At 66.1% G+C, this 13,634-nt stretch carries 13 protein-coding genes; 9 read left to right on the top strand and 4 right to left on the bottom strand.

Annotated elements, in window-relative coordinates:
* Positions 1 to 85: 85 nt before the first annotated feature.
* Positions 86 to 469, bottom strand: coding sequence for a dihydroneopterin aldolase (locus TZ53_RS16490; RefSeq protein WP_025551250.1), 384 nt, complete (start codon positions 467 to 469; stop codon positions 86 to 88).
* A 151-nt stretch (positions 470 to 620) separates the two neighbouring features.
* On the opposite strand from TZ53_RS16490, the gene TZ53_RS16485 reads away from it, so the two are divergent.
* From TZ53_RS16485 to TZ53_RS16470, 4 genes are read left to right on the top strand one after another with little or no spacing between them, the layout of a single operon-like run.
* Positions 621 to 1,115: a GNAT family N-acetyltransferase gene (locus TZ53_RS16485; RefSeq protein ID WP_170825591.1), complete on the top strand. Its 495-nt coding sequence runs from the start codon at positions 621 to 623 to the stop codon at positions 1,113 to 1,115.
* 45 nt (positions 1,116 to 1,160) lie between these two features.
* On the top strand, positions 1,161 to 1,727 hold the full coding sequence (locus tag TZ53_RS16480; RefSeq protein ID WP_044661985.1) for a DUF1285 domain-containing protein: 567 nt from the start codon (positions 1,161 to 1,163) through the stop codon (positions 1,725 to 1,727).
* The gene (locus tag TZ53_RS16475) at positions 1,724 to 2,335 is read left to right on the top strand and encodes a CoA pyrophosphatase (RefSeq protein WP_044661984.1); all 612 of its coding nucleotides are present in this window, start codon (positions 1,724 to 1,726) and stop codon (positions 2,333 to 2,335) included. The genes TZ53_RS16480 and TZ53_RS16475 overlap by 4 nt, the downstream gene beginning before the upstream one ends.
* Positions 2,316 to 3,527, top strand: coding sequence for a CCA tRNA nucleotidyltransferase (locus TZ53_RS16470; protein ID WP_044661983.1), 1,212 nt, complete (start codon positions 2,316 to 2,318; stop codon positions 3,525 to 3,527). The genes TZ53_RS16475 and TZ53_RS16470 overlap by 20 nt, the downstream gene beginning before the upstream one ends.
* Here TZ53_RS16470 and TZ53_RS16465 read toward each other — a convergent pair.
* The 3 genes from TZ53_RS16465 to TZ53_RS16455 all read right to left on the bottom strand — a co-directional run bounded on the left by TZ53_RS16465 (position 3,491) and on the right by TZ53_RS16455 (position 8,954).
* Positions 3,491 to 5,233 (bottom strand): putative bifunctional diguanylate cyclase/phosphodiesterase, encoded by a 1,743-nt coding sequence (locus TZ53_RS16465; protein ID WP_371873089.1) that lies wholly within the window; start codon positions 5,231 to 5,233, stop codon positions 3,491 to 3,493. The genes TZ53_RS16470 and TZ53_RS16465 overlap by 37 nt on opposite strands.
* Positions 5,234 to 5,326: 93 nt before the next feature.
* Positions 5,327 to 7,615, bottom strand: coding sequence for a DNA topoisomerase IV subunit A (gene parC, locus TZ53_RS16460; RefSeq protein WP_044663107.1), 2,289 nt, complete (start codon positions 7,613 to 7,615; stop codon positions 5,327 to 5,329).
* 418 nt (positions 7,616 to 8,033) lie between these two features.
* Entirely contained in the window at positions 8,034 to 8,954 is a 921-nt protein-coding gene (locus TZ53_RS16455; RefSeq protein ID WP_025551056.1) for a LysR substrate-binding domain-containing protein, read from the bottom strand.
* Positions 8,955 to 9,084: 130 nt separating this feature from the next.
* Here TZ53_RS16455 and TZ53_RS27205 point away from each other — a divergent pair, with 130 nt between their 5' ends.
* The 5 genes from TZ53_RS27205 to TZ53_RS27790 all read left to right on the top strand — a co-directional run bounded on the left by TZ53_RS27205 (position 9,085) and on the right by TZ53_RS27790 (position 13,533).
* Positions 9,085 to 9,231, top strand: a complete 147-nt coding sequence (locus TZ53_RS27205; protein WP_165363363.1) for a hypothetical protein — start codon at positions 9,085 to 9,087, stop codon at positions 9,229 to 9,231.
* A 70-nt stretch (positions 9,232 to 9,301) separates the two neighbouring features.
* On the top strand, positions 9,302 to 10,066 hold the full coding sequence (otsB, locus tag TZ53_RS16450; protein ID WP_044661981.1) for a trehalose-phosphatase: 765 nt from the start codon (positions 9,302 to 9,304) through the stop codon (positions 10,064 to 10,066).
* Positions 10,067 to 10,219: 153 nt separating this feature from the next.
* Positions 10,220 to 11,944 carry a glycoside hydrolase family 15 protein gene (locus TZ53_RS16445; protein ID WP_044661980.1) on the top strand — a complete coding sequence of 575 codons (1,725 nt, stop codon included), beginning with the start codon at positions 10,220 to 10,222 and terminating at the stop codon, positions 11,942 to 11,944.
* 25 nt (positions 11,945 to 11,969) lie between these two features.
* Positions 11,970 to 13,373, top strand: a complete 1,404-nt coding sequence (gene otsA / locus TZ53_RS16440) for an alpha,alpha-trehalose-phosphate synthase (UDP-forming) (RefSeq protein ID WP_082166324.1) — start codon at positions 11,970 to 11,972, stop codon at positions 13,371 to 13,373.
* Positions 13,374 to 13,404: 31 nt separating this feature from the next.
* Complete coding sequence (locus TZ53_RS27790) at positions 13,405 to 13,533, top strand: hypothetical protein (RefSeq protein ID WP_262857224.1); 129 nt, start codon at positions 13,405 to 13,407, stop codon at positions 13,531 to 13,533.
* Positions 13,534 to 13,634 lie beyond the last annotated feature (101 nt).

The following is a 13,634-nucleotide window of genomic DNA, read 5'->3' as shown; positions in this document are numbered from 1 at the left end:
GGGCGCGCCCGGGCCAGACGCCCCGTCCGCGCGGCGGCCCGCCATGTCCTGACCGGCGATCGGTTCCGATCGCCCGGAAACCGCCCTATCTCCGCCCGCGCCCCATGGTGATCCCGATCTCCTCGCCCTTCTCGCTGAGGGCGAGCTTCACGATCTTCACCTCGACATGGGTCACCTTGTCGTCCTGGAGGAAGATCGTCTCGATGATATGATCGGCCACCGCCTCGATCAGCGTGAAATGCTGTCCTTCCGGCAGGGCCGCGGTCGCGGCATGTTTCAGGTCCATGTAATTTTTGGACCGGGACAGCGGCGTGTCGGGATCGTAATGGTCCGCGATCTTCAGCCGCGCCCTGATCGATATGCGCAGCGGTTGCGGCAGGTGCGTCTCCTCCGAATAGATGCCGGTCAGGACATCCACGTCCAGATTATTCACCTCCAACGTCAGGAAATCGTCAAATCCGCTGTTCATAGCTCGCCACATTCAGGCCGTCCCTGCCGCGGGCCGGCCCCAGTTTAGACTTTTATTTTGCGAGCCACGCGCTAAAGCCCGCCGCTCTCGGCGCGTCCATGCGCCATTGAGGACGGATCGGCAAGACGTGTCTGTGATAGTGCCCCTCAACATGATGTCGCGGAACGCGATCGAGCAACTGCTTGACGCGGCCTTCGGCCCTGACCGGCACGGTCGCACCGCCTATCTGATTCGCGACGGCATGCCCTGGCTGCCTGAACTCTCCTTCGGCATGCGGGATGGGGAGGGCAGACTCATCGGCTCCCTGCAAAGCTGGCCCGTCGCGCTCGCCCATGAAGACGGCAGCCGGACGCCGCTCATCATGGTCGGCCCCGTCGCGGTGGACCCCGCGGTGCAGGGCGCCGGCCACGGCCGCGCCCTGATGGACGCCGTCGTCGCGGCCGCCCGCGCGCGGCGAAGCGATCCGCTGATGATGATCGGCGATCCGGAATATTATGGCCGATTCTGGGGCTTTTCGGCCGAAGGCACCGGCGGCTGGGACTGCCCCGGCCCGTTCGAGCCGCGCCGCCTGCTGGCGCTGTCGGTCGACGGAAGGCCGATAGGCGGCACGGGCATGCTGGGTCCGCGCGCCACCGTCCGCGCCTGAAATTTCCCTTTTGCCTTCGCGCCCAAGCGCCCCTATCTCGGCCCCATGCCGATGGAGCCGCCCCCCGATCTTTCCAGCCTGTCCCTCAGCGATGTCGCGCGCCTGCTGGCGGAAAAGCGCCTTCCGCCCGTGGAGAAGTGGAACCCCGACCATTGCGGCGACAGCGACATGCGCATCGCCCGCGACGGCACCTGGTTCCATCAGGGCTCGCCCATCGGCCGCGAAGCCATGGTCCGCCTCTTCTCCACCATCCTGCGCCGCGAACCCGACGGCAGCCACGTCCTGGTCACGCCCGTGGAGAAACTCTCGATCGAGGTGGAGGATGCCCCCTTCATCGCCGTCGAGCTCAAGAGCGAAGGCGAAGGCCGGGCGCGCAACCTCGCCTTCCGGCTCAACACGGGCGACCTGGTCGCCGCCGGCCCGGACAATGCCCTTGTCCTGCGCGAAACGCCGGACGGACCGCATCCCTATCTCCATGTCCGCGGCGGGCTGGAGGCGCTGATCGCCCGCAGCGTCTATTATGAACTGATGAACCTGGCGCTGGACGAAGGCGCCCAACCCATCGGCCTCTGGAGCAACGGCGCCTTCTTCGCGCTGGACGGATCGGCATGACCCTGGCGGAACGGCTGCGGACCGCCCTCAGGCAGGGGCATGAGCGGGAGGTCGGCCTGATACCCTCCGACACCCGCGACCCCCGGATCGACGGCGACATCCTGCTCTCGCCCGCGGCCGTGCTGGTCGCGATCACCGACCGTCCCGAACCCGGACTGATCCTGACCCAGCGCTCCGCCGGACTGCGCCAGCATGCCGGACAGGTCGCCTTCCCCGGCGGACGGGTCGACGACGACGACCCTGACGAAATCGCCGGCGCCCTGCGGGAAGCGCAGGAGGAGATCGGCCTCCCTCCCGGCCTGGTCGACATCATCGGCACGTCGGACCGCTATCACACCTTCACCGGCTTCGACATCGTCCCCGTGCTCGGCGTGATCCCGCCCGACCTTCCCCTTTCCCCCCGGGAAGCGGAGGTGGCGGAGCTGTTCGAACTTCCCCTCTCCTTCGCCCTCAATCCCGCCAACCGGATCAGGAAATCGATAGATTATCAGGGTGTTGAAAGGCATTATTACGAAATATTCTGGGAAGGACGCCGCATCTGGGGCATCACCGCCGCGATCCTCGCCAATCTGTCGCGCAGGCTAGGCCATGACCAGCCTGCTGCCTGACGCCGACTGGCGCCATCGCCCCGGCCTGGACGCGCTGCTGAGGGCGCTCGGCGCGGAACAGGGCCTCGCCCGCTTCGTCGGCGGCGCCGTTCGCGACGGCCTTCTGGGCCTGCCGGTCAACGACCTGGACATCGCCACCGTGCTGGAGCCGCAGTCCGTCATCGACCGCCTCAGGACCGCCGGGATAAAGGCCGTCCCCACCGGCATCGACCATGGCACGATCACGGCGGTGATCAACGGCTGGCCGGTGGAGATCACGACCCTCCGCCGCGACGTCAGCACGGACGGCCGCCGCGCCACCATCGCCTATACCGACGACTGGCGCGAAGACGCCGCCCGGCGCGATTTCACGATCAACGCGCTCTATGCCGACCCCCTCACCCACGCCATCACGGACTTCTTCGGCGGCGTCGCCGATCTCCGCGCGCATCGCGTCCGCTTCATCGGAGAGGCAAGCGCCCGCATCGCGGAGGATCATCTCCGCATCCTGCGCTATTTCCGTTTCCTCGCGCGCTTCGGCCATGACGAACCGGATGTGGAGGCCTATGCCGCCTGCCGCGACGCCGCCAACAGCCTGATGGCCCTTTCGCGCGAACGCATTGCGGACGAACTGCTCAAACTGCTCGCCCTGCCCGGGCCGCTCGCCTCGCTCCGGCTCATGGTCGACGGCGGCATATTGCTGCCCGTCCTGCCGGAGGTCGACCATGACGGACTGGCCCGCCTGTCCATGCTGGTCGAGCGGGAGGCCGCCTCCGGCATCGCCCCTGCGGCCCTGCGCCGCCTGGCGGCCCTGCTTCCACCGGACCCGCGCGCCGCCGATCAGGTGGGCGCCCGGCTCAAATTGTCCAACAAGGCCCGCAAGCGCCTGACCGCCGCGCTGGAAGGCGCCGCCACCGGCGCGCCCCCCCGCGCCCTCGCCTTCCGGATCGGCGTGGAAGGGGCCATCGACCGTATCCTGATCGATCCCTCGGCTCCGCTCGACGGCCTGAAGATGCTCGCGGACTGGGTCCCGCCGCGCCTGCCGCTGGGCGGCGGCGCGCTGATCGCGCGGGGCCTTCAGCCCGGCCCGGACGTGGCGAAGGCGCTGGCCGAGGTTCAGGACATCTGGGTGGCGGAGGATTTTCCCGACGCAGCCCGCGTCTCGGAAATCGCGGATCAGACCGTTTCGAAATTCCAACGCGCCCGCCAATAGTCATAGGCGTCGCCCTCCGCCATCGGCCGCGCGAAATAATAGCCCTGCCCCTGCCAGCACCCCAGATTCTGCAACGCATGGGCCAGTTGCTGCGTCTCGATCCCCTCGGCCGTGACATGCAGCCCCAGCGATTCGGCCAGCGACAGAATGGTGCGCACCATGATCTCCTTGTCCCGGTCCTCCAGCATGGATGTCACGAAACTGCGGTCGATCTTCAATATGTCGATGGGCAGGCTGTGCAGGCTCGCCAGGTTGGAATAGCCGGTGCCGAAATCGTCCATGGCGATCGGCATGTGCAGGTCCTTGAGCGCGAACAGCAGCTTCCGCGCCTTTTCGGGGTCCGCCACGATGGCGCTTTCGGTCAGTTCCGCCGTCAGCCGCTTGCCCGAAATGCCCGCATAGCGCAGCGCTTCCTCGAACATGGATGCGACATCGTCCCGCGCCATCTGGATCGGGGAAAGGTTCACATTGACGCCCACCGGCAGCGCCTGCCCGAATTTCGCATCCCACCGGCTGAGCGCCTGCGCCGCCTCATAGGCCGCCCAGCGGCCCAGCGGCGTGATCAGCCCGCTTTCCTCCGCCACGGCGATGAACTCGGCGGGCGACACATGGCCCAGTTCTTCATCCTCCCACCGCGCCAGCGCCTCGAAGCCGGTGATTTCACCCGTCTGCAGGTGGATCAGCGGCTGGAAGGCCAGGGTCAGCCCCCCCTGGGCCAGCGCATCGCGCAGCCGGCTCTCGACGGAAAATCGCCGCTGCGCCTCCTTCAGCACGCCGTTGCGGTAGATTTCCACCTTGCCGCTGCGCTTGGCGATCTTCACCGCGGCCTGCGCCTTGCGCACCACATCCTCGGGGTCTTCGGTCAAGCTGGTCGACAGGGCGCAGCCGATCGCGCAATCGACCCGGATTTGCAGATCGCTCAGCCTGATCGGATAGCTGAGCGAGTCCCGGATGCGCTGAACGATATGAAGGGCGTCCGATAAACCATTGTTAATCCTGGCGAAAATCGCAAAGTCGTTGCCGCCGATGCGCGCCAGCACATCGCCCTGCCGCAGGCTGGACTTCAACCGCTTGGCAACCGTGATCAGCAACTCGTCGCCGGCCATCGGGCCCAGGGATTCATTGACCCGGCTGAACCGGCTCAGATCGATGGCGAGGATGCCGAACTGCGCATTGTCCGGCCAGGGCGTGTTGGTCAGCCGGTCCTCGATCTCCTCGCCAAATCCCGTGCGGTTGGGAAGCGCGGTCAGGCCGTCGGACAATAATTCGCGCCGCAGGTTCTTCTCGATGGTCCGGTCGCTCGTCCGGTCGAGGGCGGTGAACAGGAACAGATTGGGTTCGCCATCCGGTTCGGGCAGCCGCCCGACGGTGCAGTAGAAATATTCGGGCCCCAACATGCCGTCGCGGCGCAGTTCGAAACCTTCCGAATCGCGCCCGGACAGGACGCTCTGCACGATCCGCCTGCGCCATTCGGCCGCATGGGGCCGTTCGGCTTCGCCCGGGTTGCTGCAGGTGAAGCAGTTTCCGAACGGCGCATTGGTCGCCACCATGGACAACCTATTGTCTTCGAAGGAGAATGCAGCCGCCGGATAAGGCAGCGCAGCCAGCCAGTCCGCTATCGCCACGCGATGGGAAAGATGCGCGTCATCCTGCCCCAGAAGGAGCTGGATGTCCGGCATTTCGGTCGGCCGATCACGCATCGACATGGCTTCCATAGGCCCGGCGATAGGCCCAAAGGGTAAATTTTCGGGAAACGACATTCCCGATTCCAGCGCGATAGTAACGAAAAAATCAGCTTCTCAGAACCGGTTATCGCGCGGGAAGCCCGTGGGCGGCATGCGCCCGGCCGCGCCCCTGGCGACGCGCCATGGCGTCATGTCGGCTTCCGTGCGCACCCGCCCCGTTCCTCCACCCATGGCCCAGCTCAGCCCGTCGGACAGGCGGAAGGCGATGGCATCGGACAGCCCGCCGTCGCGATAGCGCTGCATCTGCACGCCCTGACCGCGCGCCATGCGCGGCATTTCAGTGAGCGAGAAGACCAGCAGCTTGCGGTTTTCGCCCATCACGGCGACGCTGTCCGCCTCCGGCGCGATGGGATGCACGACGCTCAGCTTCGCGCCGGTCCGCACATTGACGACCTGCTTGCCCTTGCGCGTTTCGGCGATCACATCCGCCACCGCCGCCACGAAGCCGCGCCCGTCCGAGGATGCAAGCAGCAGTTCGCCACCCGCCCGCGCAGGCAGCAGGGCGACGATATTGCCGGTGCCGTCCATGTCGACCAGCGACCGGACCGGATCGCCAAAGCCGCGCCCGCCGGGCAGCTTGTCCGCGCCCAGCGTGAAGACGCGCCCGGTCTCCGTCGCCAGCAGCAGCTTGTCGGTGGTCTGCGCGTGGAAGGCGATCATCGGACCGTCGCCTTCCTTGAATTTCAGCGTGTCCGCCGAAGCAAGGTCGCGATGCCCGCTCATCGCCCTGATCCAGCCGCGCTCGGACAGGATCACGGTGATCGGCTCTTTCTCGATCATCGCCTCCAGCGGGATTTCCCGCGCCGGCGCCGCCTCCTCGACCAGCGTGCGCCGCCGGCCGAAATCGCTCTCGGGCGAATAGCGCTTGCGAAGGTCCGCCAGGTCCTTCTTCAGCCGCGTCCGCTGCCGCGCCGGGCTTTCCACCAGCTTTGTCAGCTCGTCGCGTTCCTTCAGCAGTTCCGAATGCTCGCGCCGCAGCTCCATCTCCTCCAGCTTGCGCAGGGACCGCAGCCGCATGTTCAGGATCGCCTCGGCCTGCCGGTCGTTCAGGCCGAACTCGGCCATCATCACCTCTTTCGGCTCATCCTCGGTCCGGATGATCTCGATCACCCGGTCAAGGTTCAGATAGGCGATGATATAGCCGTCCAGCAGCTCCAGCCGCGCCGCGATCTTGTCCAGCCGGTGCTGGGCGCGCTTCACCAGCACGTCGATCTGGTGCTTCAGCCATTCGACGAGGACCGTCTTCAGCCCCAGCACCCTTGGCGTGCGCGTCGCGTCCAGCACGTTCAGGTTCAGCGGGAAGCGGTTTTCCAGATCGGTCAGCCGGAACAGGCTGTCCATCAGCACGTCCGGGTCGACGGTGCGGGCGCGGGGTTCGATGACGATGCGGATCTCGGTGTCGCTCTCGTCGCGCACATCGGCCAGGATCGGCAGCTTCCTGTCGTTGATCAGCGCCGCGATCTGCTCGATCAGCTTGGACTTCTGCACCTGGAAGGGGATTTGCGTCACCACCGCGACCCATGTGCCCCGCCCGCCATCCTCCTTGTGCCAGCGGGCGCGGGTTCGAAACGATCCCCGCCCCGTCGCATAAGCCTCTGAAATGATGGAAGCGCTGTCCACCAGCACGCCGCCGGTCGGAAAGTCCGGACCGCGCACGATCCGCATCAGCTCGGCATGCTCGGCGTCCGGATTGTCGATCAGCAGGCTGGCCGCATCGATCAGTTCGGCGACATTATGCGGCGGGATGCTGGTCGCCATGCCGACCGCGATGCCGGTGGCGCCGTTGGCCAGCAGATTGGGGAACAGGCCGGGAAACACCTCCGGCTCCTGATCCTCGCCATTGTAGGTCGGGCGGAATTCGACGGTGCCTTCGTCCAGCCCGGCCATCAGGTCGGCGGCGGCCTGCGTCAGCCGCGCCTCGGTATAGCGCATCGCCGCCGCATTATCGCCGTCGATATTGCCGAAATTGCCCTGCCCGTCGACCAGCGGCGTGCGCAGCGAGAAATCCTGCGCCAGACGCACCATGGCGTCATAGACCGACGCATCGCCATGGGGGTGATATTTGCCGATGACGTCGCCGACGACGCGAGCGCATTTCTTGTACGGCGTGGTGTTGCGCGCCGGATTGGCGACCAGCACGTCGGGCGAAGCCCCGCCCGGCTCCATCCTCAGCAGCCGCATCGCCCAGAGCAGCCGCCGGTGCACCGGCTTCAGCCCGTCGCGCAAATCCGGCAACGACCGCGCCGTGATGGTGGAGAGCGCATAGACGAGGTAGCGCTGGGACAGCGCATCGTCGAACGGGTGATCCTTGATAGCGTCGAACGGGTCGCGAAATTCGGTCATCGCAACGGGGAATAGCAGCGCCGCGACAAAACGGAAACGGGGTTTAATCCCCTCCTGCTCCTGCGAAGGCACTCGAATGAGACAAGTGGCTCATGAGAACCCAGTTCAGCTGTCGCCCCTTTCACGCCAGGCAGCATGAACAAATGCAAGACCCCCCGGACTGAGTGATCCGGGTAGAAAGCGGACATTCCCCCTCCCGCAGGCGGGAGGGGGTTAGGGGGTGGGCTGGCGCGGCATCTGCGCTGTTTTGCAACGGCTAAGTCAGAAGCTCGCTACGCTCGGGCCCACCCCTAACCCCTCCCGTTTACGGGAGGGGAAGGTCTTGAATCGGCCATTTCCCGACATTCCGAATTCACCCACGCGACCTAGGGCAGAACTGGTTTCCCGCCTCCGCAGGAACACGCGACATCAACTCCTATCACCGCGGCAAAAACCGCGCCTCCGGGTCCGCCGCGATCTCCCGCGCGAACTCCGCGCCGATCCAGTCGCGAAAGGCCTTCACCTTGGCGGTGTTGCGGGCATGGGGCGGATAGACCACCCAATAGCTCGCCCGTTCCCGGACATAGGATGGCAGGGCCTCCACCAGCAACCCGGCCTCCACCTCGGTCTTCCACAGGAAGGGATTGACGATGGCCACGCCCTGCCCCGCCATGGCGGCGCGCCCCTCCATCACCTGGGAATCGAGCGCGATCGCGGGCGGCAGCCCCTTGCCGTCCGCTTCCACCCCCATGGCGGCGAACCATTCATGCCACCACATGTCGTCCGGCGACAGGCGCGGCATGGCGTGCAGCGCCCGCGCATCGGCGATCGGCCCGTTCGCCGCCAGCCATGACGGGCTGCACAGCGGCGCCAGCCGGTTGTGGGTCAGCAGCTTCGCCTCCAGCCCTGGCCAATCGCCCCGCCCGCCCCGCACCGCCACGTCCACGCCGTCGCGGGCGAAGTCCACCACCCGGTCGGTCGCGTCGATCCGCACGGCCAGCCCCGGCTGGCGCATCTGGAACGTGCCGATGCGCTGGGCCAGCCACAGATGCGCGAAACTGTTGGTGCAACTGATCGTCAGGATCGTCGAATGGTCCTGCGTCAGCGCGGCGAACCCTTCCCGCATCTGGTCGAAGGCGCGGGACAGGATCGTGGCGATCTCCCGCCCCTTGTCGGTCAGCGCCACTTTCCGCCCCGCCCTCTGGAACAGGCTGATGCCCAGCCGCTCCTCCAGCAATTTCACCTGATAACTGACGGCCGCCTGGGTCATCCCCAGCTCCTGCGCCGCAACCGTGAAATTCTCCAGCCGCGCGGCGGCCTCGAACACGCGGACGGCGGATAGGGGCGGCAGCTGGCTCATTCGCCATGGATAAGCCAGCCTTATGATTCGCGTCCATCCTTTTGTTGGCCGCCCCACCGGAAAAGAGCGATAGGAATTCCCACGAAACGAAATCCATTCTCCGGATCATTCATGGAAAAGGAGCCTTGCCATGCACTTGTCCAAGGACGCCCGGCTATCCCCCAACGGCCACGAAGCCGCCCGGAATCGCCCCGGCCTGATCGCCGCCATCATGCAGGCCTTCTGCGCGCTCCACCGCATCGCCTGGTCTGCCCCCTGGATCGAGGAACGGCGATGAAGCCCCTCGAAAATCGCGAACATGGTGCGACGGGGGTTGCACAATCCGCGCCACACGCCAACTTGCGCGCGTGTCCGATTCCCGCCTTTCCCCTGTTCCCGATCTTCCCCCTCCGCCGCCCCGGCTGCTGACAGGGGCAGCGCTGTTCCTCGACTTCGACGGAACGCTGGCCCCGATAGCCGACACGCCCGACGGCGTGGAGGTCGATGACGATCTGCTCGCCCTCCTCGGCCGTCTGCGCGACCGGCTGGATGGGCGGCTTGCCATCGTCAGCGGCCGATCCGTCGCGACGCTGCGCGATTTCGGCTTCGGGCAGTTCCTGCTCGCCGGCACCCATGGGCTGGAACTGGCGGAACCCGGCCGCCCCGTAGAAGCGCCTGCCCGCCTCCCCGCGGTCAATGAGGCGGAAGCCGCCTTCCAGACCTTCGCGGCCGGAAAGGCCGGCGTCCTCGTCGAACGCAAGACGATCAGCGTCGGCCTTCATTTCCGCGGCGCCCCGCAATGGGGCCGGGAAGCAGGCGATCTGGCCGCCAGCCTGGCGGATCGGCTCGACCTCGCGCTCCAGCCGGGCAAGATGCTCTACGAACTGCGTCCCGGCGGCGCCGACAAGGGCAGCGCCGTCCGCACACTGATGCGCCGCGCACCCATGGCCGGCGGCACGCCGCTGTTCATCGGGGACGACGTCACCGATGAGGAGGGCTTTGCCGTCGCACGCGATCTGGGCGGCTCCGGCATTCTCGTCGGCGTGCCCAGGGCGACGCTCGCCGCATTCTCTTTGGAACAGGTTGCCGCCGTCAGGCATTATCTTGCCCAGGGGGTCGCTGGCACCGACTGATCCGATGGTCCGGCGCCCCTGTCGTGCACGAACAAGGGGGACGGACCGATAGAAACGCAGAAAAACGACCTTCCGGGCGGGGATGAGCGCACGCTCGACCTGTGGCCCATCGGCAATTGCCAGGCATCGGCGCTGATCGACCGGGCCGGGCGGATGATATGGGCCTGCGTCCCCCGCGTCGACGGTGATCCGGTATTCTCGGCACTGCTGGACGATGCCGCCTGGGACCAACCGGATTCGCGGGGCTTCTGGGCCATAGAGCTGGAGAACTGCGCCCGGATCGAGCAGCATTATATCCGCAACACGCCTGTGCTGGTGACGCGCCAGACCGACGCGCAGGGCAATGCGATAGAGCTTTACGATTTCTGCCCGCGCCACAAGCATCAGGGGCGGATGTACCGCCCCGTCGCGTTCGCCCGCGTCGTTCGGCCCGTATCGGGCAGCCCGCGCATCCGCGTCAGGCTGCGCCCCACCACCTCCTGGCATTCGGAAAAGGTGCCGATCAGCTATGGCTCCAACCATATCCGGCTGGTGCTGTCCTACATGGCGATGCGCATGTCCACCAATGCGCCCATCGGCCTGATTTCCCAGGAAAGCTGGTTCCGGCTGGAACATGACATGCATTTCTTCCTGGGGCCGGATGAGAGCTTTTCGGACGCCCTCCGCCCCGCGGTGGAACGGATGCTGGACGACACGATCCACGAATGGCAGATCTGGGTGCGAAGCCTGGCCATTCCGGCCGAGTGGCAGGAGGCGGTGATCCGCTCCGCCATCACGCTCAAGCTCTGCCAGCATGAGGAGACCGGCGCCATCGTCGCCGCGCTGACCACCAGCATCCCCGAACATGCCGACAGCGGCCGCAACTGGGACTATCGCTACTGCTGGATCAGGGACGCCTATTATACGGTGGAGGCGCTGAACCGGCTGGGCGCGCTGGACGTTCTGGAAAGCTATCTCGTCTATCTCCGCAACATCGTCGACGGCGCGCGGGGCGGCCATATCCAGCCGCTCTACGACGTGCGCGGCAACGCCACGCTGGAGGAGCGGGAGGCGCAGAACCTGCCCGGCTATCGCGGCATGGGGCCGGTGCGCGTCGGCAATGCCGCCTATTCCCAGGTACAGCACGACGCCTATGGGCAGATCGTCCTCTCCTCCGTGCAGGGCTTCATCGACCAGCGCCTGCTGCGCATGGCGGGGCTGTCGGACTTCGAAGCGCTGGAGGCCGTGGGCGAGCGCGCCTGGCAGGTCTATGACAAGCCCGATGCCGGCCTGTGGGAACTGCGCACCCGCGCCCATGTCCACAGCTACAGCGCGGTGATGTGCTGGGCGGCGTGCGACCGCCTCGCCCATGCGGCAGCCGCCCTTGGGCTGCCGGACCGCGAAGTCCATTGGCGCGAGCGGGCGGAAATCATGAAGGCCCGCATCCTCCAGTCGGCCTGGCGGACGGACAGCAACGCCATCTCCGCCAATTTCGAGGACGATGCGAGGGACGCCTCCCTGCTCCAGCTGATCGACCTGCGCTTCCTGACGGCGGACAATCCCATGTTCATCGGAACGCTGAAGGCGCTGGAAAAGGACCTGCGCCGGGGCAACGACATGCTGCGCTACAGCGCGCCGGACGATTTCGGGGAGCCCGTCACCGCCTTCAACGTCTGCACCTTCTGGCTGATAGAGGCCCTGCATCGGACCGGCCGCAGCGAGGAGGCGCGCGCCCTGTTCGAGGAGATGCTGTCCCGCCGCACCGCCGCCGGCCTGCTTTCCGAAGACATCGATCCCGTCACCGGGGAATTGTGGGGGAACTATCCCCAAACCTACTCATTGGTCGGCATCATCAATTGCGCCGTGCTCTTGAGCAAACCGTGGAGCGTGATGCGATGAAGCGCTTGGCATGGAGGCGCTTGGCATGAGCCGCCTGATAGTCATTTCGAACCGGGTCAGCCGCCCGACCAAGAACGGCAACCAGGGCGGTCTGGCAGTCGCGCTTTCCCAGGCGCTGCGCGAAAGCCGCGGCATCTGGGTCGGCTGGTCCGGCGAGATCACGGAGAATTTCACCGGGCAGATCGGCTTTTCGGAGGATGAAGGGGTCAAGACGGCAACCATCGACCTGGAGGAGCAGGATGTCGACGAATATTATAATGGCTATGCCAACAAGACCCTCTGGCCGCTGTTCCACTTCCGGATAGACCTGGCCGAATATGCGCGCGATTTCGAAGGCGGGTATAACCGCGTCAACCAACGCTTCGCGGACACGACCAGCCCGCTGATCGAACCGGAAGACATCATCTGGGTCCAGGATTACCACATGATCCCGCTCGGCCGGATGCTGCGCGACCGGGGCCATGACAATCGCATGGGCTTCTTCCTGCACATCCCATGGCCGCCGACCCGGCTGCTTGTGTCGCTGCCCCACCACAGCAAGCTGGTGCAGGCGCTTTTCGCCTATGATGTCGTGGGGTTCCATACCGAGGAATGGCTGGAATCCTTCCGCCATTATGTCGAACGCGAAATGGGCGGTTCGGTGGACGGCGATTTCGTGACGCTGGGCAAGCGGACGATTCAGGCGATCGCCTGCCCCATCGGCATCAACGCGCAGGAATATGCCAGCGCCGCCGTCAGCGATGCGGCCAAGGACATGTATGAAAAGGTCCGCCGGTCGCTGCAGGATCGCGCGATGATCGTGGGCGTCGACCGTCTGGACTATAGCAAGGGACTGGAAGAACGGTTCAACGGCTACGCCCGCTTCCTGAAGGATCATAGCGAACAGCATCGCAACGTCGTCCTGACGCAGATCGCCCCGCCTTCCCGCGGCGAGGTGGAGAGCTACCAGCAGATCCGCGCAACCCTGGATGCGCTCGCCGGCCGCATCAACGGGGAATATAGCGATGTGGACTGGACCCCGATCCGCTACGTCAATCAGGGCTATCCGCGCGACAAGCTGGCCGGCATCTACCGCGCGGCCAAGATCGGGCTCGTCACGCCGCTGCGCGACGGCATGAACCTGGTCGCCAAGGAATATGTCGCCGCGCAGAATCCGGACGATCCCGGCGTCCTCATCCTGTCGCGCTTCGCCGGCGCCGCCCAGCAACTCAAGGACGCGCTGCTGATCAATCCCTACAGTCCGGAAGAGATGTCCGACGCCATCACCCGCGCGCTCTCCATGCCGCTGGACGAGCGCAAGCGGCGATGGCGCGCCATGATGGACAGTGTCGAAAAGCAGGACATAAGCTGGTGGCGGCAGCGCTTCACGGAGCGGCTGATGGCGGTCCAACGCAATGGCGAGGTGAAACAGGAGGCGCAACCGGCTTAACTTTCCCGCCAGCGCCGCTACAGTCGGGCCGATGGATGATGAGGAAGAAGCGGGGGGCGCCCTGGCCGCCATTCGCGCCAGATCGGGCGTCATATTGGGCGTGGTCGGCCTTCTGGCCTGGCTGGCGCTGATCTGGTTCATGTTCGGCGACGTGCTGTAGCGGGCTCCCTCGCCCGAACTCGCCCATTTGCACCCCCGCCCCTTTTGGTCTAAGGGCCAGCCCAAGCAGCCCCGGCACCCGCTGATCCTTCCCGATTCGCG

The sequence above is a fragment of the Sphingobium sp. YBL2 genome, assembly GCF_000943805.1.
Taxonomy (GTDB): Bacteria; Pseudomonadota; Alphaproteobacteria; order Sphingomonadales; family Sphingomonadaceae; genus Sphingobium; species Sphingobium fuliginis.
This window is presented reverse-complemented; position numbering and strand designations above follow the sequence as displayed.

Bases quoted from the DNA above. Each gene is read 5' to 3' on its own strand.
- TZ53_RS16455 (WP_025551056.1), bottom strand. From the start codon at position 8,954: ATGAGCCAGCTGCCGCCCCTATCCGCCGTCCGCGTGTTCGAGGCCGCC.
- TZ53_RS16485 (WP_170825591.1), top strand. From the start codon at position 621: ATGATGTCGCGGAACGCGATCGAGCAACTGCTTGACGCGGCCTTCGGC.
- otsA (WP_082166324.1), top strand. From the start codon at position 11,970: ATGAGCCGCCTGATAGTCATTTCGAACCGGGTCAGCCGCCCGACCAAG.
- parC (WP_044663107.1), bottom strand. From the start codon at position 7,615: ATGACCGAATTTCGCGACCCGTTCGACGCTATCAAGGATCACCCGTTC.
- TZ53_RS27205 (WP_165363363.1), top strand. From the start codon at position 9,085: ATGCACTTGTCCAAGGACGCCCGGCTATCCCCCAACGGCCACGAAGCC.
- TZ53_RS16490 (WP_025551250.1), bottom strand. From the start codon at position 469: ATGAACAGCGGATTTGACGATTTCCTGACGTTGGAGGTGAATAATCTG.
- TZ53_RS27790 (WP_262857224.1), top strand. From the start codon at position 13,405: ATGGATGATGAGGAAGAAGCGGGGGGCGCCCTGGCCGCCATTCGCGCC.
- TZ53_RS16475 (WP_044661984.1), top strand. From the start codon at position 1,724: ATGACCCTGGCGGAACGGCTGCGGACCGCCCTCAGGCAGGGGCATGAG.
- TZ53_RS16470 (WP_044661983.1), top strand. From the start codon at position 2,316: ATGACCAGCCTGCTGCCTGACGCCGACTGGCGCCATCGCCCCGGCCTG.
- TZ53_RS16445 (WP_044661980.1), top strand. From the start codon at position 10,220: ATGATATGGGCCTGCGTCCCCCGCGTCGACGGTGATCCGGTATTCTCG.
- TZ53_RS16480 (WP_044661985.1), top strand. From the start codon at position 1,161: ATGCCGATGGAGCCGCCCCCCGATCTTTCCAGCCTGTCCCTCAGCGAT.
- TZ53_RS16465 (WP_371873089.1), bottom strand. From the start codon at position 5,233: ATGTCGATGCGTGATCGGCCGACCGAAATGCCGGACATCCAGCTCCTT.